We start from the raw sequence: 23884 nt of genomic DNA on the forward strand, positions 1-23884 counted from the left end.
CGGCCACCGGCTGAGGCTCCTGCCCCGGGCCGTGGAATGCAAGGTCGGAAAACGGCGAGCACCCTGCGCACGCCCCGGCGCAGAATGCGGTGCACACAAGGAGACCGGCATGCACACGTGGTACCTCGGTGGCATCGACCACCGCCCGTTCCTGCACCTGTTCGAGAAGAGCGACACGGCGTTGGCCGCACTGGGCGTCCAGCGCCGCTGGGCCGGCGCGCACGGCGGCCACCCCTGCCGGGTGGGACTGAACGATCCGCCGCCGGGCAGCGAGCTGCTCCTGCTCTCGCATGTCCATCTGCCGCTGCACTCGCCCTATCACGCGTCCGGCCCGATCTTCGTACAGCGCGGGGCGACCCGATGCGTGCTGCCGCCTGGCGAAGTACCGTCCTATGTGCAGCGCCGGATGATCTCGCTGCGTGCCTACGATCACGCCGCGCTGATGCGGGAGGCGCAGATCGCCGCAGGCAGCGAGGTCGGTGCGCAGCTGGATCGGCTGTTCGCCGATCCGGCGGTGGCCTTCGTCCAGCTGCACAACGCGGCCCACGGATGTTTCTCGTGCCAGGCCGATCGGGTCGCTGTGGCATCCCCACCGCGTGACCTTCATGACGTGATCGATGGCACGCCGGTCACGTGATCGCCCGCGCATCCGTTCAGCCCCACGTGAAGCCCGCGGGAAGGGCTTCACATGCGCAGTCACGGATCGGCATCTTCGTGGTTCCGCCCCCTGCATCGCGACTCGATACTCGCGGGGGTGCCGCCGAAAGTCCGCCGTGCAGCGCAGCTCCTGCGGTCACCGTTCCCTTTCGACGACCACAAGGATGCGCCATGTCATTCCGATCCACACCGCTGCTGGCCACCGCGTTCGCCGCCGCAGGCCTGGGCCTGGCCGGCACTGCGGCCGCCCACGGCACCATGACCACACCGGTCAGCCGCGTCTATGCCTGCTTCCAGGGCAATCCCGAGAATCCGACCAATCCGGCCTGTGCCGCCGCCAAGGCGATCGGCGGCTCGCAGGCGTTCTACGACTGGAACGGCATCAACCAGGCCAACGCCAACGGCAACCATCAGGCGGTGGTGCCCGATGGCAAGCTGTGCAGCGGCAACAACCCGACCTTCCGCGGCCTGGACGTGGACCGCAGCGACTGGCAGACCACGCCGATCCAGCCCGACGCCAATGGCAGGTTCACCTTCGTGTTCAAGGCCACCGCGCCACACGCCACGCGCGACTGGCGCTTCTTCGTCACCCGCGAAGGCTGGCAGCCGGGCAGCCCGCTGCGCTGGGCCGACCTGCAGGAATTCTGCACGCTGGGCAACACGCCGCTGTCGGCCGATGGCACCTACAAGCTGCAGTGCACGCTGCCGCAACGCACGGGCCAGCACGTGATCTACAACACCTGGCAGCGTTCGGATTCGACCGAAGCGTTCTACACCTGCATGGATGTGCGCTTCCAGGGCGGCGGCGGTACGGCCCCGGCGCCGCAATGGCAGGATGCCGGCCCAGTGACCGCACGCGGCGAGCTGCCGGTCGGCACCACCCTGGCACTGCGCGTGTTCAATGCCAACGGCAATGACGTGGAGCGCGTCGAGGCCACGCTGGTCAGTGGCCAGACCGCAGCCGCGCAATGGCCGCTGGTGCTGGCGCGCAAGGTCAATGCCAGCGCGCAGCATGCACGGGTGGGCGTGCTTGCCAATGGCGTGATCACGCCGTCGGCCTCGGCCACCGCCAACCGCGTGTACCTGAAGGACGGCAACCGCTTCCAGCTCGACACCAAGGTGCCGGATCCCGGCACGCCGTCGCCCGGCGGTGACTACGACAGCGTGTATCCGGTCGGCATCGGCAGCTACGTGCCGGGCCAGACAGTGGTGAAGGGCAGCGACGGTAAGCTGTACGCCTGCCGGCCATTCCCGGAAGGCGCGTGGTGCAACGTCAATGCCGAGGCGTATCGCCCGGGCGTGGGCTCGGCCTGGCGGGATGCCTGGATCGCGTACTGAGCCAGGTTCCGGGGGCGGCGTGAGGCCGCCTCCGGTTCATCGGGTTGCCGGCCAGCGGCCGGCACTACCCTGCTCCATGCGGTTGCCGGCCAGCGGCCGGCACCCTGGCTTACTTGCTGCTGACGTACTTCTCGCGGCGGATCTGCGGGTTGCCCAGGCCGGCGCCCTTCAGCAGCTCGGCGCAGGCATCGACCATGTCCGGGTTGCCGCACAGGTAGGCGATGTCGGTGGCCGGGTCCGGGGTGAAGCCGGCCAGTGCCTGCTGCACGTAGCCGTGCTGCACGTCCGGGTGCGGATCGGCCGGCAGTTCGCGCGACAGGCACGGAACATAACGGAAGTTCGGATGCTTTTCGGCGAAGCTGTAGAAATCTTCGCTGTACAGCAGCTCGCCCGGACTGCGTGCGCCCTGCAGCAGCACGATCTGCACACCGCGCTCGGCCATGGCCGTTTCCAGCAGCGGCAGCATCGAGCGGTACGGGGTGACGCCGGTGCCGGTAGCGATCAGCAGGTAACGCGCGTTGTGGTCGCCGGGGTTCAGGCAGAACCGGCCGTACGGGCCGGACGCGCTGACCTGGCCGCCGTGCTCCAGCGCCTCGAACAGGGCCGTGGCGGCGCCACCGGGCACGAAACTGACCGCGATATCCACCGCCTCGCCCGGGCCCAGCGCGTGGTCGTGGATGGTCGCCAGCGAGTAGCTGCGCTTGGTTTCGGTACCGTCGGCGTAGCTGAAATGGACCTGGATGAACTGGCCTGGCTGGAAATCCAGCGGCTGTCCGTCGTCACGCACGAACTGGTAGTGGCCGACGGTCGGGGCCAGCATGCGGCGGCCGACCAGCTTGAGGGGGAATTGAACAGGCACGACTTTTCGGGACAGTGTGTAGCCGGGGCAAGCCCTCGGGGTCTTCTATAATAGCCCCTCCCCGCCCCTCTCCAGCGCCAGCCCATGGGCGCGAAGGCTTCGAGCTTGGCATCCCAGAACGATACGGCGCCCGCCCTGCGCGTGCGCGACCTGCGCAAGACCTACGACAACGGCACCCAGGCCCTGAAGGGCGTTTCCCTGGAAGTGGCCCCGGGCGACTTCTTCGCCCTGCTCGGCCCCAACGGGGCCGGCAAGTCGACCCTGATCGGCATCATCAGCTCCCTGGTCAACCTCAGCGAGGGCCAGGTGGAAGTGTTCGGCAGCGACCTGGTGCGCAACCGCAGCGCCACCATGCGCCTGATCGGGCTGGTGCCTCAGGAAATCAACTTCAACCTGTTCGAGAAGCCCTTCGACATCCTGGTGAACTACGCCGGCTTCTATGGCGTGCCGCGCGAGGAAGCCGAGCAGCGCGCCGAAGAGGAACTGAAGCGCGCGCACCTGTGGGAAAAGGCACAGGTGATGAGCCGTACGCTGTCCGGTGGCATGAAGCGCCGGCTGATGATCGCCCGCGCGATGATGACCCGCCCGCGCCTGCTGATCCTGGACGAGCCAACCGCCGGCGTGGACATCGAGATCCGCCGCGACATGTGGCGGGTGCTGAAGGAGATCAACGCTGCCGGCACCACGATCATCCTCACCACCCATTACCTGGAAGAAGCCGAGTACCTGTGCCGCCACCTGGCGATCATCAACCATGGCCAGATCGTCGAGCAGGGGCCGATGCGCGCCCTGCTGGCCAAGCTGGACGTGGAAGGCTTCCTGCTGGACATCGACGGTGACCTGCCGGCGCAGCTGCCGGTGATTGAAGGCGCGACGCTGACCGCGCCGGACCCGCACACGCTGGACATCGACATGCCTCGCGCAATGGACCTCAACCGCGTGTTCGCCACGCTCAACGAGTCCGGCATCCGCGTGCGTTCGATGCGTACCAAGAGCAACCGCCTGGAGGAGCTGTTCGTGCGCCTCACCGGCAACCTGGAGAAGCCTGCATGAGCACCACCGAGCTGACCGACGGCCAGCGCAACCGCGTCGCACTGATGACCATCGTGCGTCGCGAAGTCGCCCGCATCATGCGCATCTGGGGCCAGACCCTGGTGCCGCCGGCGATCACCATGACCCTGTACTTCCTGATCTTCGGCAACCTGATCGGGTCGCGCGTGGGTGACATGGGTGGCTACACCTACATGCAGTTCATCGTGCCGGGCCTGGTGATGATGAGCGTGATCCAGAACAGCTATGGCAACATCAGTTCCTCGTTCTTCGGCGCCAAGTTCGGCCGTCACGTGGAAGAACTGCTGGTCAGCCCGATGCCGAACTGGGTGATCCTGTGGGGCTACGTGGCAGGCGCGGTGCTGCGCGGCCTGATGGTGGGCGTGATCGTGCTGATCATCGCGATGTTCTTCACCCCGGTGCGCATCCCGCACCCGCTGGTGATGCTGACCACGGTGATCCTGGGCGCGACGATCTTCTCGCTGGCCGGTTTCATCAACGCGGTGTATGCGAAGAAGTTCGACGACGTGGCGATCGTGCCGACCTTCATCCTCACCCCGCTGACCTATCTGGGTGGCGTGTTCTATTCGGTGAAGCTGCTGCCGGGCTGGGCCGAAGCGGCCACGCACGCGAACCCGATCTTCTACATGGTCAATGCGTTCCGCTATGGCCTGCTGGGCAGCAGTGACGTACCGCTGCCGGTGGCCTACGGGTTGATGCTCGGCTTCGTGGTGGCGCTGACGGCGCTGGCGCTGTGGCTGCTGCGCCGCGGCGTGGGCATGCGCAGCTGAGTAGTGCCGGCCGCTGGCCGGCAACCGTCCATCCACACCATGCGTGGATGAAGCTGCCTGTAGAGCCGAGCCCATGCTCGGCTCTTTTTCTGCGCGCCTAGCCGATGGACATCAAGGCACAGCCGAGCATGGGCTCGGCTCTACAGAATGCAACGGCGCCTTCCGCCTGCAATCTCCGGCACAATCGCAGTTCTGATTCCCCCAGAACACGGTGAACGTGCAATGCGCATCCTGATCCTCGGCGCCGGCGGTACCGGCGGTTACTTCGGTGGTCGCCTGGCCCAGGCCGGTGTCGATGTCACCTTCCTGGTGCGCCCGGCACGCGCTGCACAGCTCGACCGCGATGGCCTGGTCATCCGCAGCCCGATCGGCGATGCCCGCTTCCCGGTGCAGCACGTCACTGCCGACGCCCTGCCCGCGCTCGCTGCGGAAAAGCCCTTCGATCTGGTCATCCTCAGCTGCAAGGCCTATGACCTGGACAGCTCGATCGACGCCATCGCCCCGGCCGTGGGTGCCAGCACCAGCGTGCTGCCCATCCTCAATGGCCTGCATCATTACAACGCGTTGGATGCGCGCTTCGGTCGCGAGGCGGTGCTGGGCGGCCTGTGCTTCATCAGCGCCACCAAGGCCGCTGACGGCGCCGTGCTGCACCTGGGCAAGCCGGCCAAGCTCACCTTCGGCGAGCGCGATGGCAGCGCGATCTCCGCGCGCGTGCGTGCCATCGCCGCCGCCTGCGCGCAGGCCGATCTTGATCACCTGGCCAGCGAACGCATCGGCCAGGAGCAGTGGATCAAGTACACCTTCCTGACCGCACTGGCCGCCGCCACCTGCCTGCTGCGTGCGGACATCGGCACCATCGTCGCCACCGATGATGGCCAGGCCATCGTGCGCGGCCTGTACGACGAATGCCTGGCCGTGGCCGAAGCCGCCGGTGAACCGATTCCCGAGGCCGCGCAGGACACCGCGCGCGGCACCTTGACCCAGGCCGGATCTGCGCTGAAGGCCTCGATGCTGCGTGACCTGGAAGCCGGCCAGCAGGTGGAGGCCGAGCAGATCGTCGGCGACATGCTGGCGCGGGCGCGCAAGGCCGACCAGGAAGGCCTGTTGCTGCAGGTCGCCTACAGCAGCCTGCAGGCCTACCAGGCCCAGCGCGGCGGGTGAGCCACATGCCGCAGCCGTCGCGGGTGCTGATCCTCGGCCTGGGCTGCAGCGGCCGCGTGCTGGCCACGCAGCTGCAGGCACGCGGCGTGCAGGTGGCGGGAACAGTGCGCGATCCAGCAGCGGCCCCCGACGATGGCCTGCGTCGGCACCGGTTGCAGGCCGACGCCGCGCCTTCAGCTGCCCTGCTCGATGAGATCGCGCGTGCCGAGGCCGTGCTGTGCAGCGTGCCGCCGGATGCCGAGGGCGATCCTGCCTTGCGCCTGCTGCTGCCGGTGCTGCAGGCCAGCCCGGCCCTGCGCTGGGTCGGCTATCTGTCATCGACCTCGGTGTATGCCGACCGCGCCGGCGGCTGGATCGACGAAACCAGCGTGGCCGACGCCAGCGAGGCCGCCGGCGTGCAACGCAGGCTGGCGGAGGCCCAGTGGCGGGCGCTGGCCGGACAACGCGGCATCGCCTCGGCAGTGTTGCGCCTGCCCGGGCTGTACGGGCCGGGTCGCAATGTGCTGGTGCAGTTGGCACAGGGCCGTGCACGCCACGTGGTGCGGCCCGGGTTGGTGTTCAACCGCCTGCATGTGCAGGATCTTGCCGCGGTGATCATCGCCGCGATGCAGCGACCGGTCGCGCAGGGGATGTACCTGCCCAGCGACGACGAGCCGGCGCCGCCGCAGGAGGTGCTGGCCTTCGCCGCGCAGTTGGGCGGCTTTGCGATGCCGCCTGCGGTGGCCTGGGACGACCCGGGGCTGAGCCCGGCCCTGCGGCGCTTCTACGAAAGCAGCAAGCGCATCGACAGCCGTGGCACGCGTGCGGCGCTGGGCTGGCAGCCGCACTTCCCGAGTTACCGTGAGGGCCTGCGCGACCTGCTGGAATCGCCTTGAACCACTCGTAGCGTCGAGCTTGCTCGACTGCTTTCGCACGGCAGTCGAGCAAGCTCGACTCTACGACGCGGGGTGGGCGCGTTCCCTGCCGCGCTTCCCGAGTTACCGCGAAGGCCTGCGCGACCTGCTCCGGTAGTGCCGGCCGCTGGCCGGCAATCGCGCGATGATTGCCGCGTTCATGCTGTTGCCGGCCAGCGGCCGGCACTACCATCAACCGGCGTCGGGCAGCCGGAAGAACGTGCGTGCGGCCGCCGTGGCATTGGCCGCGGTCACTGCCACGTCCTCGCCACGGTCACGTGCCAGTTCTTCCACGATGTGCGAGAGGAACATCGGTTCGTTGCGGCGATCCTTCGGCATCGGCTTCAGCGTGCGCGGCAGCAGGTACGGTGCGTCGGTCTCGATCATCAGGCGGTTGGCCGGGATGTTCTTCACCAGTTCGCGCAGGTGCGCGCCACGGCGCTCGTCGCACAGCCAGCCGGTGATACCGATGTACCAGTCCTGGTCCAGGTAGTCGAACAGTTCGTCGCGTTCACCGGTGAAGCAATGCACCACCGCCGGGCCGATGCGACCTTCGAAGTTCTTCATCTGCGCCATGAAATCGGCATGCGCGTCGCGCTGGTGCAGGAACAGGGGCTTGCCATTGTCCGCGGCCAGCTGCAGCTGGCGCTCGAACGCGCGGTGCTGGGCCGGGCGCGGCGAGAAATCGCGGAAGTAGTCCAGCCCGCACTCACCCACCGCCACCACTTCCGGATGTGCATGCAGCGCGCGCATCTCGGCATCGCATTCCTCGGTGTATTCCACCGCGTGATGCGGGTGCACGCCGGCGGTGGCATACAGGAAGCCGGGGTGCTGCTGGGCCAACTGCACGGCCAGCGGTGAGTGCTCGCGGCTGGCACCGGTGATGACCATCTGCACCACGCCGGCCTGGCGCGCGCGGTCCAGCACGGCGTCGCGGTCGCGGTCGAAGGAATCGTGGGTCAGGTTGGCGCCGATATCGATCAGGTGCATGGGGGGCTGCAGGACAGTGTTCCCGCCCATTGTAGCCCGCCACTACGGTGGATCATTCCACGTTGCGATCGTGGCGCTCCCAGCGCTCAGGCAGATTGAGCGCCGCGCAGGGTTCACAGACGAGGTCGCCATTCTGTTGGCGGATGAACCGCATCCCCGCGTCGGGGTGCGCTGCGCAGATGTCGCGCGCTCCACCGTCGACCAGCAACCGGAAGCCGTCCGGATCGTGGCACACCGTCAGGGTATTGAAGGTCAACCCCATTCTGCTGCGGGCGAACTGGGCAAGAAAGATGAAGGCCTGGTCGCCGGACAGTTCCAGTGAGGGAAAGTCTGGCGAGCGCAGGACGCCCTGCTCGTACGCAAGCCGCACTGACGATTCATCACTCATGCCCTGCGGCAGGTAGCGCTGCTGGATGTCCGCGCCCAGCAGGCGCGCCATCGGGTGGGCCGTGTCGGATATCACGGCGCTGGCATTGCTGCACGGGGGCAGCAGCAGAAGTGAAGCAAGCAGGAGACGGGTACGCATGTGCAATTGGGAGGCAGGGCGCGCCACCAGAACACCCGCAACCGTGCGGGGTCAAGCCAAGTCGGCGTTTGGGCGCTTATCCTTGGCGTATGAAACCGCCTGTTTTCCCGATTTCCCCGTTGCTGCCGCAGATCCAGCAGCACCTGGCCGCGCAGCCGCGGCTGGTGCTGGAAGCGCCACCTGGCGCCGGCAAGACCACCCAGGTGCCGCTGGCGCTGCTGGATGCGCCGTGGCTGCAGGGCCGGAAGATCATCCTGCTGGAACCGCGCCGGGTCGCCGCGCGCAGCGCTGCTCTGTTCATGTCGCGGCAGCTGGGCGAGGAGGTCGGTGGCACGGTCGGCTACCGCATCCGCTTCGAGAACAAGGTCTCGGCGCGCACGCGCATTGAAGTCGTCACCGAAGGCATCCTGACCCGCATGCTGCAGGACGACCCAATGCTGGAAGAGGTCGGCGCGATCCTGTTCGATGAATTCCACGAACGCCACCTCAGTGGCGATCTCGGCCTGGCCCTGGCGCTGGACGTGCAGGCGCAGCTGCGCGACGACCTGCGCCTGGTGGTGATGTCGGCCACGCTGGATGGCGAGCGGCTGGCGCGCTTCCTCGATGCACCGCGCCTGAGCAGCGAGGGCCGCAGCTACCCGGTGGCGATCAGCCATTTCCCGGCGCGCCGCGATGAAGCGCTGGAGCTGCAGGTGCGCCGCGCGGTGCAGCAGGCGCTGGCCGAACACCCCGGTGACCTGCTGGTGTTCCTGCCCGGCCAGCGCGAGATCGCGCGCGTGCAGGCGGGGTTGCAGGAATCGCTGGATGCCGGCATCGAGGTGCTGGCGCTGCATGGCGAGCTGCCGGTGGAACAGCAGGCGCGCGTATTGCAGGCCGCCAGCGACGGCCGCCGCCGCGTGGTGCTGGCCACCAATGTGGCCGAGTCCTCGGTGACCCTGCCTGGCGTGCGCGTGGTGATCGACAGCGGTCAGGCGCGCGAACCGCGCTACGACCCCAACAGCGGCTTCACCCGGCTGGACGTGGTGGCCATCGCGCAGGCCTCGGCCGACCAGCGTGCCGGCCGTGCCGGACGCGTGGCCGAAGGCGTGGCCTGGCGACTGTGGCCACAGTCGCAGCGGCTGGAGCCGCAGCGCCGCGCCGAGATCGACCAGGTGGAACTGGCCGGGCTGGCGCTGGAACTGGCAGCCTGGGGCAGCAGCGACCTGCGCTTCCTCGATCCGCCACCGTCAGGACCGATGGGCGCGGCGCGCGAACTGCTGCAACGGCTCGGCGCATTGTCCAGCAGCGGCGCGATCACCGCGCTCGGCCGCCGCGTGCTGGCGCTGGGTACGCACCCGCGCATGGCGGCGATGCTGCTGGCCGCGCCGGATGCACGCGCACAGGCACTGGCGGCGGATCTGGCCGCGCTCCTTGAAGCCCGCGATCCGCTGCGCCAGGGCGGCGACGCCTTGGCTGCGCGCTGGCGGGCACTGGCGGCGTTCCGCAACGGCCGTGCACCGGGCGACGCCAACCGCAGCGGGCTGGCCGCCATCGATGCGGCCGCCAAGCAGTGGCGACGACGCCTGCGCTGCGAAGCCACGCCGCCGGCAAGCATCGAGGCGCACGAACTGGGTGACCTGCTCGCGCACGCCTTCCCCGACCGGATCGGCTTCCAGCATCCCAGTGATCCACTGCGCTACCTGCTGGCCAATGGCCGCAGCACGCGCCTGCACGAACTGAGCGACCTGCGTGGCGAACCGTGGCTGGTGGCCAGCGAACTGCGCTTCGAAGCGCGCGATGCGCTGCTGCTGCGGGCCGCACCGGTGGACGAAGATCGGCTGCGCAAGGCGTGGCCGGAGCGCTTCGTCACCGAAGATGTGGTGCGCTGGGACAGTGAGCGCCGCGCCCTAGTGGCGCTGCGCGAGACCCGTTTCGACCGCATCGTGCTGGACAGCCGCTCGGCCGGCCGGGTCGATCCGCAGCATGCCGCGCAGGCGCTTACCGACGCGGTGGCCGAGCTCGGCCTGCAGGCGCTGCCCTGGACCGAAGGCCTGCGCCAGTGGCAGGCACGGGTGGAATCGCTGCGGCGCTGGATGCCCGAGCTCGGCCTGCCCAACTGCAGCGACGACGCCCTGCTGGCCACGCGCGCGCAATGGCTGCAACCGGCGTTCGCCGGCAAGACGCGATTGGATGCGCTGGATGAATCCAGCTTCGGCGAGGCACTGAAGTCACCGCTGGAGTGGTCACAACGGCAGCTGGTCGAGCGCCATGCACCGACCCGCATCACCGTGCCTTCAGGCTTGGAACGGCCGATCACCTACGCGTTGGACAGCGAGAACGGTGAGCCACTGCCACCGGTGCTGGCGGTGAAGCTGCAGGAACTGTTCGGCCTGGCCGACACCCCGCGCATCGCCGATGGCCGCGTGCCGTTGACCCTGCACCTGCTGTCGCCCGGCGGACGCCCGTTGCAGGTCACCCAGGACCTGCGCAACTTCTGGGAGAACACCTACGCCGAGGTGAAGAAGGAAATGAAGGGTCGCTACCCGCGCCACCCCTGGCCGGATGACCCGTGGACGGCCACGGCCACGCATCGCGCCAAGCCACGCGGAACCTGAGGGGCGGGGTCGGATCCCATTGCATCGCAATGGGCTCTGACCCCCGTACATGAGCGGTAGTGCCGGCCGCTGGCCGGCAACGCTTTCCACACGGTGCCACGAGGCTGCCGGCCAGCGGCCGGCACTACCGGGCGTGGACGCGGTCGGCCCTATCGAGTGCGGACCCTGCCCGATCCTGAATGGCTGCGGTAGAGTCACGCCACGCGCAACGCCGACTGACATACCGTTTACGGGCAACACGCGACACTGGACTTCGACCCGAGGCAAAGGACCCCCGCATGAGCAAGCTGACCGTAATCACCGACCGCGCTCTGGAGCGCGCCCTGGAACTGGCACACACGGCCGGCGACGGCCTGAAGAGCGCCGGTGGCAGCCTGCGCAATGCGGACTGGATCAAGACCGGTGCCGCCATCGGCGCGGTGAAGACCGGCGGCAAGGCCGCCACCAAGTTCGTGCGCCGCAACCCGGCAGTGGCGGTAGCCGCTGCAGCGGTCGGTGTCGGCCTGCTCGGCTATGCGCTGTACCGCAAACAGCAGAAGAAGAAGGCCGCCAACGGCCAGGTGGTGGATGGCCAGGCGCATCGCATCAGTGCACGTGACCGTCGCAATGCCACCGTGGTCGACGAGCACAGCGATATCGGCAGCGACGCCTGAGTTGCCGAGTGGGTCAGAGCCCTTCCTGCGGAAGAGGTCTGACCCCGTCAGCCTGTGAGGGCCGGACGCCACAAGGCCTCCGGCCCTTTCTGTTTCAACCGATCTGCCGCCACTGTCCGGGCCGCAGATCGTCCAGCCGGTACGGCCCCATCGATACGCGCACCAGGCGCAGCGTCGGCAGGTTCACCGCTGCGGTCATCCGCCGCACCTGTCGGTTGCGGCCCTCACGGATCGTGATCGCCAGCCAGCTGTCGGGCACGGTCTTGCGGAAGCGCACCGGCGGATCACGCGTCCACAGCGACGGCGCCGGATCGAGGCGCTCGATCTTCGCCGGCAGCGTCGGCCCGTCGTTGAGCACCACGCCGTCGCGCAGCTGTTGCAGCTGCTCATCGCTGGGCGTGCCTTCCACCTGCACCCAGTAGGTCTTGTCGGCCTTGTGCTTCGGGTCGGTCAGCTTGTGCGCCAGCGTGCCGTTGTCGGTCAGCAGCAGCAGGCCTTCGCTGTCATGGTCGAGCCGGCCCGCGGCGTACACGCGCGGCGGCAAGCCGAACCCGGCCAGCGTCGGCCGCGGCGGCACGCTGCGGTCGGTGAACTGGCAGAGCACGTTGAAGGGCTTGTTGAAGGCGATCAGCATTGCGGGCACGGCGGGCGGCGGATGGCACATTGTCCCACGCCGCGCCACGCGCCACGTCCCTGTAGTGCCGAGCCCATGCTCGGCTGCTGTTGTTCCCTGTCGCGCTGCGCGCGATGAGCCGAGCATGGGCTCGGCTCTACAGGGTCAGCGCATGCCCCCTTACGGCTTGATGAAGCGCAGGGTCATGCGGTCGCTTTCGCCGATCGCCTGGTACTTCGCATCATCTGCCTTGTCGTGCTGGTTGGTCGGCGGCAGCGTCCACACGCCGTTCGGGTGGTCCTTGGTGTCACGCGGGTTGGCGTTGACCTCGCTGCGCGCCTCCAGCTTGAAACCGGCGGCCTCGGCCATCGCGATCACCTGCTGCTGGCCGACATAGCCGGTGTCATCGTCGTCGGCCACATCGGCCTTGGCACGATGCTCGACCACGCCCAGCACGCCGCCCGGCTTGAGCACGTTGAAGAAGCCCTGGAACATGCCCTGCGCCTGACCGGCCTTGCGCCAGTTGTGCACGTTGCGGAAGGTCAGCACCACGTCGGCCGAGTTGGCGGGGCCGAACACCGGCTTGGCCGGATCGTAGGCCACCACGGCGGTCTTGCCGAACTGCGCCGGTGCAGCGGCGTACTTCTTTTCCAGGCTGTCGCGGCTGCGCTGCTGGTAGTCGCGGCCGCGGCCCTCGGCCACGGCCATCGGATCGACCACGGCGGCGACATAATGGCCCTTGTCATGCAGCAGCGGCGCCAGGATTTCCGAGTACCAGCCGTTGCCCGGGGTAATCTCGATGACCGTCTTCTCCGGTGCGACCTTGAAGAAGGCCAGGGTCTGCGCGGGATGGCGATAGGTGTCGCGCTTGGCATTGTTCGCGTCGCGGGTCGATGCCTTCACCGCCGCATCGATGGCCGGTGAGACCTGGATCTTCGCCGGCGCCACCGTGGCCGGTGCGGCGAATGCGGGAACAGCGGCAAGCAGGGCCGAAGCAAGCAGCAGGCGGCAACCACGCAGGGACGAAGCAGGCATCATCGGAGCGACTCCAGCGGAAGATGCGGCGAGACTAGCAGCCGCAGCGCCCCAGGTGTTCACAAAACGTTATGGGCGTGCGCGTTGCGGAACACTGTTTTGTGGCCACCGCCGCAGCACGGTCACACAACGCGTTCTATTCTGGAACACTTCCCCAAGGAGTCCGTGCCCATGACGGCAACCCGCGAACTGGGCCGTTCCGGCCTGCATGTACGTCCGCTCGCCTTCGGCGGCAACGTGTTCGGCTGGAGCGCCGATGAAAAGGCCAGCTTCGCCCTGCTCGATGCCTTCGTCGATGCCGGCTTCAATCTGGTCGATACCGCCGATGTGTATTCGGCGTGGGTACCCGGCAATGTCGGCGGCGAATCGGAAACGCTGATCGGCAGATGGTTCGCGCGTAGCGGCAAGCGCGACAAGGTGGTGCTGGCGACCAAGGTGGCCAAGTGGGCCGAGCGCCCCGGCCTGACCCCGGACAACATCAATGCCGCCGTCGAGGATTCGCTGCGCCGCCTGCAGACCGACGTGATCGATCTGTACCAGGCACACGAGGACGACGAGTCCACACCGCTGGAAGCCACGCTGGCCGCATTCGGCCGCCTCATCGAAGCCGGCAAGGTGCGCGCCATCGGTGCCTCCAACTACAGCGCCACGCGCCTGGCCGATGCGCTGAAGGTGTCCACCGACTACAAGCTGCCGCGTTACGAAACCCTGCAGCCGGAGTACAACCTGTACGACCGTGCCGGCTACGAAAGCGAGCTGGAACCGCTGGTGCAGCGCGAACAGATCGGCGTGATCGGTTACTACGCGTTGGCCAGCGGCTTCCTCAGCGGCAAGTACCGCACGCCGGCCGATGCGGCCAAGAGCCCGGCGCGTGGCGAGACGGTGGTGAAGCGCTATCTGAACCCGCGCGGCCTGCGCATCCTGCAGGCGCTGGATGACGTGGCCAGCAAGCACCGCGCGACCGCAGCGCAGATCGCGCTGGCGTGGCAGATCGCGCGGCCGTCGATCACCGCGCCGATCGTCAGCGCCACCGGCGTCGAGCAGCTGCACGAGCTGCTGGCGGCGGCGAGCCTGTCGCTGAGCGTGCAGGATGTCGCGCAACTGGACGCCGCCAGCACGGAAGCGTGAGACCCGGTAGTGCCGGCCGCTGGCCGGCATTGCACACATACCGAAGAAAATAATTGAACAAAATGGTTGCGCACGACTAAATCGTGGTTTATCGTGCGCACCTCGTTTCAACAACCACTGGAAACTTCCCTTGAACGCGCATTCCGTCGCCATCGCCAAACTGCTGCCATGCCTGCGCATGGACGTGCTGGCGCGCGCGTTCCGCAAGGAAGACCTGCTGACAACGGCCTGATACCCGCCCTGCGGAGATCGGCCACCCCGATCTCCGAGGCTTGACGACGCCCTCGGAACGCAAGTCCCGGGGGCGTTTTCGTTTGCGTCGACACAAGGACCCGCGATGCCAGAACTGCACCCCGCGCGGCAGCCCGCCACGCACTGACCCAGGTTTTCCCGCCGCGCCGGAGGATTCTCTTCGTGCCAATGGCAACGCCTGGACATTATCTGCATCGCACCCAAACATTATCGCTCGCGATAATGTCGGTGGCCTGCACCCTCGACTACCAACGGTCCCGTTTCAACCACGGGCTGGTGCGCGCGGCGATGCCGTGGCGTATGCCGGAGGTCGCGGACATGCCATCGCCTGGATCGCCTGCTGGAGGCAGGCGCCGGTTCGCCGGCTCGCGGTTCGATTCCGCGCGGTTCACCACTGGATAGCTCAGTAGGGATAGAGCAACGGATCCTGATTCCGTCTGTCGTGGGTTCGACTCCCACTCCAACCACATGACCTTCCACGTCATGACAAGAAGCAACACCCGGGGCGCACGCCCCAGCGGCCATCGTCGCCGGTTCTGCGAACGCCTCCGGGCGCCGCAGGAAGGGCAACGGACCGCACGCCGGGCCTCGGCCTGTCACCACTACCTGCCCCACCCTGCTCCGGTGCTGTCTGCCGGCAGCGATGGCCGCAAGGGTGACGACGCACCGCAGGCCCCGCGCGCGGACCGTCCGCCGATGGCCGCCCTCTTCCGCCGGCGGCACTGCGTGTGACGCCGGCCCTGCCACGACCTGTTCGACCCGGGTCATGGCATTCATTCCATCGGGTCGAACCACCAGAGCCATACAAGGAGAGACTCCCATGTTCTGGACCATCAAGGTCGTGATCGGCGACGGCGAGCGCGGCCTGGTGTATCGCAACCGTCGTTTCCAGCAGATCCTGCTGCCGGGTGTGCACCGCCTGTCGCTGTTCGGCGGCCGCCCGCAGGTGGACATCCACAGCGCATCGAAGGGCGCGGCCTACACCGGCAGCGACCAGGACAGCCTGATCGAAGCGCTGGGCGCGACGCTGGACACGCACTTCGTGCTGGCCAACGTCGGCGCCGGTGAGGTCGGCCTGTTGCTGCGCAACGGCCGCATCGATGAAGTCCTGCCGCCGGGCAGCCGCCGTCTGTACTGGCGCGGTTCGGTCGACACCCAGGTGCGCGTGCTGGCACTGGGTGACGAGCCGTACGTGCCGGTGGACGTGCAGCAGCGCCTGGGTCAGCTGGGCGTGCTGCCGCGTGTGGCGGTGATCAGCACCGTGCCGAGCGAGTCGGTCGGCCTGCTGTTCATCGATGGCACGCTGCGGCAGACGCTGGGTGCCGGCCTGCACGCGTTCTGGAACTTCAACGGCAACGTGTCGGTGGAGCGGGTGGAGCTGCGTGCGCGTTCGCTGGACGTGTCCGGCCAGGAACTGCTCAGCCGCGACAAGGTGACCCTGCGGGTGAACCTGGCCGCGACCGTGCAGGTGGTCGACCCGGTGCGTGCACACCGCACGCTCAGCAACGCCGATGAGTTCATCTATCGGCAGCTGCAGTTCGGCCTGCGCCAGGCGATCGCCGCACGCAGCCTGGACGAGCTGCTCGGTGACAAGGCCGCGCTGGACGGCGAGATCGCCGCCCATGTACAGGCCGCGATCGAGGGCCACGGCGTACGCCTGCTCGGCGTCGGCATCAAGGACGTGATCCTGCCGGGCGAGATGAAGGAGATCCTCAACGGCGTGGTGCTGGCCGAGAAGCAGGCCCAGGCCAGCGTGATCCGCCGCCGCGAGGAGGCCAACGCCACGCGCTCGCAGCTCAACACCGCAAAGCTGATCGAGGACAACCCGGTGCTGATGCGCTTGAAGGAGCTGGAGGCGCTGGAGAAGGTCACCGAGAAGATCGACAAGCTCACCGTGTTCGGCGGCCTGGACGGCGTGCTGAAGCAGCTGGTGACGATCAGGTAGGGGGCAGCGGCGGCGCAGGGACGCGCCGCCGGCCCATCAAGGACAATCAACAAGACAATGGACACGCAACAGAACTATCAATGGCTGCACGCCGAGGGGACCACGCCGATCAAGGGCTGGGTCAACGGTGTGCCGCTGGAAGCACAGGCCCACGAGCAGCTGCGCAACATCGCTGCGATCCCGTTCGTCGGGCCGTGGGTGGCAGTGATGCCGGACGTACACCTGGGCAAGGGCGCGACCGTCGGCTCGGTGATCCCGACCCGCGGTGCAATCATCCCGGCTGCGGTTGGCGTCGACATCGGCTGCGGCATGGCGGCGGTGCGCACCACGCTGCGCGCCAACGACCTGCCCGATGACCTGCGGCAGCTGCGCAACAGCATCGAGCGCAGCATCCCGGTTGGTAATGGGCGAGGTGGCGAGCATCACCGCATGCCCGACAGCATCCACACCCGGCTGGTGCAGTCCGGGCTGGCCGCCGGGCTGGAGAAGATCAAGGACAGGCATCGGAAGATCCGCACCGACAAGCTCGACCGCCAGCTGGGCACGCTGGGCGGCGGCAATCACTTCATCGAGCTGTGCCTGGACGAGACGGACACGGTGTGGGTGATGCTGCACAGCGGCTCGCGCGGTACCGGCAACCTGATCGGCACCTACTTCATCGAGAAGGCGCGCGAGGAGCTGGCACGGCGTGTGCTCGGCTTCCACCTGCCGGACAAGGACCTGGCGTTCTTCATGGAAGGCGAGCCACTGTTCGACGACTACGTGGAGGCGGTGTCGTGGGCGCAGGACTACGCGCGGCAGAACCGCGAGGCGATGATGTCGCGGGTGTTGGCCGAAATGCGCCACCGCTTGCCGAAGTTCCAGCTGGCGGCGATGGCGGTGAACTGCCACCACAACTACGTGCAGAAGGAAACGCATCACGGCCAGGAGCTGCTGGTGACGCGCAAGGGCGCAGTCAGCGCGCGCGAGGGCGAGCTGGGCATCATTCCCGGCAGCATGGGCACGCGCAGCTACATCGTGCGCGGCAAGGGCAACGCGGACAGCTTCCACAGCTGCAGCCACGGTGCCGGCCGGGTGATGAGCCGTGGCGCCGCACGCCAGCAGATCACGCTGGCACAGCATCGCGAAGCCACCGCACACGTGGAATGCCGCAAGGACAGCGGCGTGCTGGACGAGTCACCGGCAGCGTACAAGTCGATCGACGATGTGATGGCGGCGCAGCTGGACCTGGTCGACGTGGTGCATACGCTGCGGCAGGTGCTGTGCGTAAAGGGGTAAGGGAACGGTGCCGGCCAAGGCCGGCACCCACTGCGCCTCAATCGTGCTCGACGCCGCACCACCCTGGCAGATAGCGCGCATCGGCGTGCCGCGCATGTTCGGTGGCGGTGGCCACCGCCTTGCGGAAGTCGCGGCGGATCAGCTTGCGGGACATCCGCTGGCGGAAGTAGTCGGCCCACAGGAACTCGGCGAACGGCTGCACCGACTTGGCGTAGCCACCACTGCGGCGCACCTCGCCGGCCAGCGAGCGATGCGGATCATCGGCCAGGTCCAGCAGCGATTTCGGCATCGCCGACGGCGGCTGGCGCACGCCCTCGGCATCGAACGGATGCGCCCAGCAATAGCGTTCCATCACCGTCCAGAACAGCTTGCGTGGCAGGTGCGAGAGATCAGCCTGCACGGCGGTCAGTACGTGTTCGATGCCCTCCTCGTGCAGGGCCACTGCCAGATGATGGTGGTCGATCAGGTACAGCCGGTTCGACGGCCCCACCACCACCGGCACCATGTGCCGCCCCAGATAGCGCTCCTCGCCCTCCTTCGGCAAGGTCTTCCACTGCGCGCGCTTGCGCTGCACTTCCAGCAGGCCCACGCTCATCTGCGTCGGCCGCAGTTCGAGGATGGCGACCGGCGACAGCCGCGGTTCGGGAATGCGGGTCATGGCGTACCTCGTGCGTGGTAGTGATCAACGGCCTGCTGCACGCTGGGGGTTGTTCCCCCTGGCCCCAGCAGCGCAGCGATGCCGAAGCGGTCCAGTGCCTGCATCGCGCGCAACGAGCCCAGCCGCGCAATGACGAACACGATGCCCTTCTGTTGGCACAGGCCGATCACCTCGCGCAGGCTCTGCGCTGCGCTGTAGTCGATCTCGACGATCGCGCTGCCTTCCAGCACGATCAGCCCCGGCGCGGGCCTCGCATCAACGCTGGCCAGCAGCTGGCGCTTGAAGCTGTCAGCGTTGGCGAACAGCAGCGGTGCCTGGAAGGCCAGCACAGTCACCCCGGGCTCGGTCTCGCCGCGGCTGCCCGGCCACCAGACCGTAGTGCCCGGCAGGCGCGACAGCACCAGCATCGGGCTGTGCGCGATCATCCACACGCCATGCAGCAGGGCCAGCCCCACGCCTATCGCAATGCCGGACTGGATCGGCAGACACACCACCGCCAGGAAGGTGAGCACCGCCAGCAGCGCTTCGCCGCGCGCCCGGCGAGCGATGTCGATCAGCACGCGCAGGCGGAACAGGCGCACCGCCACGAACAACAGCACACCGGCCAGTGCGGCCTCGGGAATCGCACCGAGCACGCGGCCGCCGCAGAACGCCAGCAGCATCACCAGCGCGGCTGCAATCAAGGCACCCAGCTGCGAGGTCGCACCGGCTTCCACCACCACCGCGGTGCGCGGCGGGCTGGCATTGACCGGGAAGGCGCCGAACGCGGCCGACAGCAGGTTGCCGGCACCGACACCGAGGAAATCCTTGTTGACGTCGGGTTCTTCCTCGCCGGGAAACGCGCGGTCCACTGCAGCCACCTGCATGATGATGACCAGAGTCAGCAGCAGCGCCAGCGGCACCAGGGTGGTGAAGGTTTCCAGCGGCGGAAGCTGCCACGAAGGGGGATAGGGAGACACCGCACCGAGGGTCGTCACGCCCAGCCGCTCGGCCCCCAGCGTGGCGACCAGCAGCGTGGCGATGGCCACCGCGATCAATGCGCCGGGAATGCGCGGATTGATCCGGTCGCACAGTGCCATCGCCAGCAGCACGCCGAAGCCGATCAGGGTCGGCAGCAGCTGCGCGTGCGGCAGTGCCCGCAGCAGCTCGTACAGGCGTTCGGGCAACGCGCTGGAAGACACGCTGACGCCCAGCGCCACCGGCAGCTGCGAAGCTGCGATGTGGACAGCGATGCCGCCGAGGAAGCCGGTCACCACCGGTACCGACAGCAGCGCGGCCACCACGCCGATGCGCAGCAGCGCCGCCATTGCCAGGAACGCGCCGACCATCAGCGCCAGCACCACCGCGGTGCCGGCCAGCGCGCCAGACTGCTGCGCGGCCAGGCCGACCAGGGTAAGTGCGAAGATCGGGGTGATGGTGGAATCGGCGCCGACCGTCAGCCGCCGGTTGCGGCCCAGCAGCACGAAGCCGAGCGTGCCGCCGACAAAGGCGTAGAAGCCGACCTGCGGTTCGAAGCCACCCAGCCGCGCCGTCGCCATCTGTTCGGGCAGGGTGATCGCGGCCAGGGTGATGCCCGCGATGGCATCCCGCGTGGCCTGCGCCGGGCGCCAGCCACGCAGGCCCTGCAAGGGCGCCAGGAGAGATCGGAGGCGGTTCGCTTCGTCCATGCCGGGTCCGGGCGCGGGGTGTTGCCACCACTATCTGCGTTGGACAGTGGATGCCGCGTCAGTAGATCCACGCCATGCGTGGATGGAGCAGCGCCGACCAAGGTCGGCATCTACCGGAACACGTGCGTTCAATGCGGCACGCTGTCCTCGGCCACCAGCGCGTGGTGCATGCCGATACCTGCACGCACGCCTTCGGCAGCGGCCAGGGTGATGTTGCCGACCGTGGTCGCATCGCCGGCGGCGTACACATTCGGCACCGAGGTCTGCTTCATCGCGTCGACCTCGATCAGCACGCCCAACGGGCTTTCCACCAACGCGCAGCCCAGCTGCTGCACCAGCGGCGTCGCCATCGCCTGCGTGGCCGGCACGAACAGCGCGCGTTGCGCGATGCGGCGGCCATCGGCCAACTCCACTTCCAGCCAGGTCGGCTGATCGCCCTGCACGCTCACCACCGGCGTCGTCTCGATCTGCACGCCGCGCTGCTGCATCGCCGCCAGCTCCTCGTCAGTGATCGCCAGGCCCTGGCTGAAGAAGGTGACATTGCCCCAGTCGGCAAACAACGGCGCCTTGGCGGCCGACATCGGATGACCGCCGAGCAGGCCGATGGCGCCGCCACCGACTTCATAGCCGTGGCAGTAGGGGCAATGCAGCACGGTGCTGCCCCAGCGCTCGGCCAGGCCCGGCAACGCCGGCAGCTGGTCGGCGATGCCGCTGGCCAGCAGCAGCTTGCGCGCCGCCAGCACCTGGCCATCGGCGGTACGCACTTCCACACCGTCGGTGGTGGCATGGGCCTGCACGGCCTCGGCATTGAGCCAGCGCACACTGGGGTAATCCAGCAGTTGCTGGCGCGCGGTCTTCAGCAGCTCGGCACCACTGATGCCGTCCAGCCCGAGCACGCCGTGCGAGTGGCTGGCGAAGCGATTGCGCGGTGAACCGGCGTCGATGATCGTGACCGGCCGACGGGCACGCGCCAGGATCAGGCCAGCGGCGATGCCGGCATAGCTGCCGCCGACGATGAGCACATCAGGATTCATGGTGACCTTCCAGGGAGCGATGATGAGCGAGATGACGGGCGAAGTCGGCGCCGAGCTGATCCAGCGTGGTCGCCTGCAGGCGCGCTTCCAGCAGCCGCTGCGCCTCGCGCGCGCCCTCCAGCAGGGCGTTGTTGACCAGCTGCTGGATCGGGCAACCACGGCCGGCATCGCGCGTACCGACCTGCACCAGCGCGGGCGCCCCGACGGCCAGATAGATGTCGTGCAGGGTGATCGCTGCGGCTTCGCGTGCCAGCTGGCTACCGCCACCGTGGCCGCGCGTACTGTTCACCAGCCCGGCCTTGTGCATCTGGGCCAGCAGGCGGCGGATCACCACCGGGTGGGTCGGCAGGCACGCGGCCAGCTGTTCGGAGGTGCGCGGGCCCTGCTGGCCGACCAGGTGGGCCATCACGTGCAGGGCGTCGGAGAGCGGGTTCGCAGATTTCATGTAACTACAGTAGTTACATTTAGATCCCCTGTCGAGAGTCTGCTTTCGTTCCATCTGGACACATTTGTCCTATGAAATGTTTCCTTCACCTCCTTGAACGAAACGCGAATGTGATGAACGTCGCACTTCAGAGGGGATCGAAACCGGTCGATACCGCATCGCCCCTTCCCGAGAGTGCTCCCACATGAATGCGTCCACCCGTGCGCCGCGGCTGCAGTCCAAGCTGCTCGGCGCGGTTTCCGTTGGCCTGGCTGTGGTTCTGCTGTGCGCCCTGGCCGGCCTGGCATCTGCTTGGCTGAAGCTGTCCACCGAAGTCCCGCCCGAAGTCGCGCACAGCCGCGATGCAGAACGCCTGCAGCGCGAGTTCCGCGGCCAGGTGCAGGAATGGAAGAACGTGCTGCTGCGCGGCCATGACGACGCGCTGCGCCAGCGCCATCTGGACGCGTTCGACAGCGAGGGTCGCCTGGTCGAGCAGCTGGCCAAGGGCCTGCTGGCCAGCCCGGATGCACGCACGCGTGAACTGGCGCAGGCGTTCACCGGCCTGCACGCGCAGCTGCAGCGCGATTACCACGCCGCGCTGCAGGCCTTTGCCGAAGCCAGCTACGCGCCGGCCGCCGGCGACGATCTCGTGCGCGGCAAGGATCGCCCGGTGGCGAGTGCGCTGGACGCGTTGAGCACGCACGCCACGCAGGTGGCTGAAGCGGCGGTGGCGGCGCGCTCGCAGCAGGCGCGGCAGACCCTGCTGCTGTGCGCGGCGCTGACCGTGCTGGCGCGGCGCTGCTGCTGATGGGACTGGCCTGGTGGTTGCGACGCGCCGTGGTGCAGCCGGTGCTGGCGGTGGAAGCGGCCGCCCGCGCGGTGGCCGCCGGCGACCTGCAGCACGTGGTGCAGGTGCGCAGCCGCGACGAGATCGGTCGCCTCGCACAGGCCATGCAGGCGGTGCAGTCCACGCTACGCGGCGTGCTGGATGCGCAGACCGCGATGGCGCAGGCGCATGAGGCCGGCACCATCAGCCACCGCATGGATGCCAGCGCCTTCCCCGGTGCGTTCGGCACCATGGTGGCCGACAGCAATGCACTGGTCGAGGCGCACATCCAGGTGAAGATGCGCGCGATCGCGATCATGGGCCGCTACGCCATCGGCGACCTGAGCCAGGACATGGAGCGCCTGCCCGGCGAGAAGGCGGTGATCACCGAGGCGCTGGATGCGGTCAAGCACAACCTCGGCGCGATCAATGGCGAGATCCGTCGTCTGGCCGAAGCGGCCGCCGCCGGCGACTTCAGCCAGCGTGGCGACAGCGCGCGCTTCGAGCATGATTTCCGCGCGATGGTCGACGGCCTGAACCGGCTGATGCAGACCACCGAGCTGAACCTGGGCGAGGTCTCCAGCATGCTGCGCGCGATTGCCGACGGCCGCCTCGGCGCACGCATGCACGGCGATTTCCAGGGCGTGTTCGCACGCATTGCCGGCGACGCCAACACCACCGCCGCACAGCTGGCGACCATCGTCACCGACATCAAGCACGCCTCCGGCAACATCCACACCGCTGCTGCGGAAATCGCCGCCGGCAACAACGACCTGTCGCGCCGTACCGAGCAGCAGGCGGCCAATCTGGAAGAGACCGCTGCCTCGATGGAGGAACTGACCTCCACCGTGCGCCAGAACGCCGAGCACGCGCGCCAGGCCAACCAGCTGGCGATCGGCGCGCACAGCGTCGCCTCGCAGGGTGGCAGCGTGGTCGGCCAGGTGGTGGCGACAATGGGCGCGATCGAGACATCGTCACGGCAGATCGCCGAGATCATCAGCGTGATCGATGGCATCGCGTTCCAGACCAACATCCTGGCCTTGAACGCCGCAGTGGAAGCGGCACGCGCAGGCGAACAGGGCCGTGGCTTTGCGGTGGTGGCCAGCGAAGTGCGCACGCTGGCGCAGCGTTCGGCGGGTGCCGCGAAGGAGATCAAGGCGCTGATCGAAGCCTCGGTGGAACAGGTCGGCCACGGTGCGCAGCGCGTGCGCGAGGCCGGCGACACCATGGCCGAGATCGTGGCGTCGGTGCAGCGCGTGACCGACATCATGGCCGAGATTTCCGCCGCCTCGCAGGAGCAGAGCGTGGGCATCGAGCAGGTCAGCCAGACGGTGATCCAGATGGATGGCACCACCCAGCAGAATGCCGCGCTGGTGGAAGAAGCCAGCGCCGCCGCGCGCAGCCTGGAGCAGCAGGCAAACCGCCTGATCGATGCGGTGGATGTGTTCGACCTGTCGAGCACGGTCGCAGCGAAGGATGCGCTGGCGCGCGCGGCGTGAGGGATCCGGTTGC

The 23884-nt window shown here is 68.1% G+C and carries 20 protein-coding genes, 1 tRNA gene and 1 pseudogene; 13 read left to right on the plus strand and 9 right to left on the minus strand.

All coding sequences use genetic code 11. The features are described from left to right. Positions 1-109 precede the first annotated feature (109 nt). Positions 110-637 (plus strand): DUF1203 domain-containing protein, encoded by a 528-nt coding sequence (locus tag N4G47_RS18840; protein WP_475289507.1) that lies wholly within the window; start codon positions 110-112, stop codon positions 635-637. A 191-nt stretch (positions 638-828) separates the two neighbouring features. Beyond that, positions 829-1995 carry a lytic polysaccharide monooxygenase gene (locus N4G47_RS18845; RefSeq protein WP_475289508.1) on the plus strand — a complete coding sequence of 389 codons (1167 nt, stop codon included), beginning with the start codon at positions 829-831 and terminating at the stop codon, positions 1993-1995. Between the two features lie 109 nt (positions 1996-2104). Here the strand turns inward: N4G47_RS18845 and N4G47_RS18850 are convergent, their stop codons facing one another. Continuing rightward, positions 2105-2854, minus strand: a complete 750-nt coding sequence (locus tag N4G47_RS18850; protein WP_475289509.1) for a ferredoxin--NADP reductase — start codon at positions 2852-2854, stop codon at positions 2105-2107. An 84-nt stretch (positions 2855-2938) separates the two neighbouring features. Between N4G47_RS18850 and N4G47_RS18855 the strand changes: the two genes are divergently transcribed. The 4 genes from N4G47_RS18855 (at position 2939) to N4G47_RS18870 (ending at position 6731) form a co-directional block, all read left to right on the plus strand. Further along, positions 2939-3907 carry an ABC transporter ATP-binding protein gene (locus N4G47_RS18855; RefSeq protein WP_295558528.1) on the plus strand — a complete coding sequence of 323 codons (969 nt, stop codon included), beginning with the start codon at positions 2939-2941 and terminating at the stop codon, positions 3905-3907. After that, the gene (locus N4G47_RS18860) at positions 3904-4695 is read left to right on the plus strand and encodes an ABC transporter permease (protein WP_295558530.1); all 792 of its coding nucleotides are present in this window, start codon (positions 3904-3906) and stop codon (positions 4693-4695) included. The genes N4G47_RS18855 and N4G47_RS18860 overlap by 4 nt, the downstream gene beginning before the upstream one ends. Before the next feature lie 222 nt (positions 4696-4917). Further along, a complete protein-coding gene (gene panE / locus N4G47_RS18865) occupies positions 4918-5856 on the plus strand; it encodes a 2-dehydropantoate 2-reductase (RefSeq protein WP_475289510.1) in 939 nt (312 codons plus the stop codon). 5 nt (positions 5857-5861) lie between these two features. Next, positions 5862-6731, plus strand: a complete 870-nt coding sequence (locus tag N4G47_RS18870; protein ID WP_475289511.1) for an NAD-dependent epimerase/dehydratase family protein — start codon at positions 5862-5864, stop codon at positions 6729-6731. Positions 6732-6941: 210 nt separating this feature from the next. Here N4G47_RS18870 and N4G47_RS18875 read toward each other — a convergent pair whose 3' ends face one another. Together N4G47_RS18875 and N4G47_RS18880 are read right to left on the minus strand one after the other, a co-directional pair. Continuing rightward, on the minus strand, positions 6942-7739 hold the full coding sequence (locus tag N4G47_RS18875) for a TatD family hydrolase (RefSeq protein WP_475289512.1): 798 nt from the start codon (positions 7737-7739) through the stop codon (positions 6942-6944). 52 nt (positions 7740-7791) lie between these two features. Beyond that, positions 7792-8265, minus strand: coding sequence for a hypothetical protein (locus N4G47_RS18880; protein ID WP_475289514.1), 474 nt, complete (start codon positions 8263-8265; stop codon positions 7792-7794). An 89-nt stretch (positions 8266-8354) separates the two neighbouring features. Here N4G47_RS18880 and hrpB point away from each other — a divergent pair, with 89 nt between their 5' ends. Both hrpB and N4G47_RS18890 read left to right on the plus strand, forming a co-directional pair. Continuing rightward, positions 8355-10859 carry an ATP-dependent helicase HrpB gene (hrpB, locus tag N4G47_RS18885; RefSeq protein ID WP_475289518.1) on the plus strand — a complete coding sequence of 835 codons (2505 nt, stop codon included), beginning with the start codon at positions 8355-8357 and terminating at the stop codon, positions 10857-10859. Positions 10860-11137: 278 nt separating this feature from the next. Continuing rightward, positions 11138-11512 (plus strand): hypothetical protein, encoded by a 375-nt coding sequence (locus N4G47_RS18890; RefSeq protein WP_107232582.1) that lies wholly within the window; start codon positions 11138-11140, stop codon positions 11510-11512. A gap of 94 nt (positions 11513-11606) precedes the next feature. On the opposite strand, the gene N4G47_RS18895 is transcribed toward N4G47_RS18890, so the two are convergent. Next, positions 11607-12146: a pseudouridine synthase gene (locus N4G47_RS18895; protein ID WP_475289522.1), complete on the minus strand. Its 540-nt coding sequence runs from the start codon at positions 12144-12146 to the stop codon at positions 11607-11609. Positions 12147-12305: 159 nt separating this feature from the next. Beyond that, positions 12306-13163, minus strand: a complete 858-nt coding sequence (locus N4G47_RS18900) for a class I SAM-dependent methyltransferase (RefSeq protein WP_475289525.1) — start codon at positions 13161-13163, stop codon at positions 12306-12308. Between the two features lie 168 nt (positions 13164-13331). Here N4G47_RS18900 and N4G47_RS18905 point away from each other — a divergent pair, with 168 nt between their 5' ends. The 4 genes from N4G47_RS18905 (at position 13332) to N4G47_RS18920 (ending at position 17763) form a co-directional block, all read left to right on the plus strand. Further along, positions 13332-14288: an aldo/keto reductase gene (locus N4G47_RS18905; RefSeq protein ID WP_475289526.1), complete on the plus strand. Its 957-nt coding sequence runs from the start codon at positions 13332-13334 to the stop codon at positions 14286-14288. A 647-nt stretch (positions 14289-14935) separates the two neighbouring features. After that, positions 14936-15007 (plus strand) — tRNA-Gln (locus tag N4G47_RS18910). Between the two features lie 353 nt (positions 15008-15360). Then, entirely contained in the window at positions 15361-16485 is a 1125-nt protein-coding gene (locus N4G47_RS18915) for a slipin family protein (protein ID WP_475289528.1), read from the plus strand. A 57-nt stretch (positions 16486-16542) separates the two neighbouring features. After that, positions 16543-17763, plus strand: a complete 1221-nt coding sequence (locus N4G47_RS18920) for an RtcB family protein (RefSeq protein ID WP_475289531.1) — start codon at positions 16543-16545, stop codon at positions 17761-17763. Positions 17764-17800: 37 nt separating this feature from the next. Here the strand turns inward: N4G47_RS18920 and N4G47_RS18925 are convergent, their stop codons facing one another. The 4 genes from N4G47_RS18925 to N4G47_RS18940 all read right to left on the minus strand — a co-directional run bounded on the left by N4G47_RS18925 (position 17801) and on the right by N4G47_RS18940 (position 21567). Continuing rightward, complete coding sequence (locus N4G47_RS18925; RefSeq protein WP_475289533.1) at positions 17801-18421, minus strand: ParB-like protein; 621 nt, start codon at positions 18419-18421, stop codon at positions 17801-17803. Continuing rightward, on the minus strand, positions 18418-20088 hold the full coding sequence (locus N4G47_RS18930) for a SulP family inorganic anion transporter (protein WP_475289535.1): 1671 nt from the start codon (positions 20086-20088) through the stop codon (positions 18418-18420). The genes N4G47_RS18925 and N4G47_RS18930 overlap by 4 nt, the downstream gene beginning before the upstream one ends. Before the next feature lie 128 nt (positions 20089-20216). After that, positions 20217-21122 (minus strand): NAD(P)/FAD-dependent oxidoreductase, encoded by a 906-nt coding sequence (locus tag N4G47_RS18935; protein ID WP_475289537.1) that lies wholly within the window; start codon positions 21120-21122, stop codon positions 20217-20219. Then, entirely contained in the window at positions 21112-21567 is a 456-nt protein-coding gene (locus tag N4G47_RS18940) for an Rrf2 family transcriptional regulator (RefSeq protein ID WP_249842491.1), read from the minus strand. Before N4G47_RS18940 ends, N4G47_RS18935 begins: the two co-directional genes overlap by 11 nt. Before the next feature lie 184 nt (positions 21568-21751). Between N4G47_RS18940 and N4G47_RS18945 the strand changes: the two are divergent. Then, positions 21752-23871 (plus strand): annotated as a pseudogene (locus N4G47_RS18945) (methyl-accepting chemotaxis protein). Positions 23872-23884 lie beyond the last annotated feature (13 nt).

The sequence above is a fragment of the Stenotrophomonas sp. GSD10 genome (genome assembly GCF_056172695.1).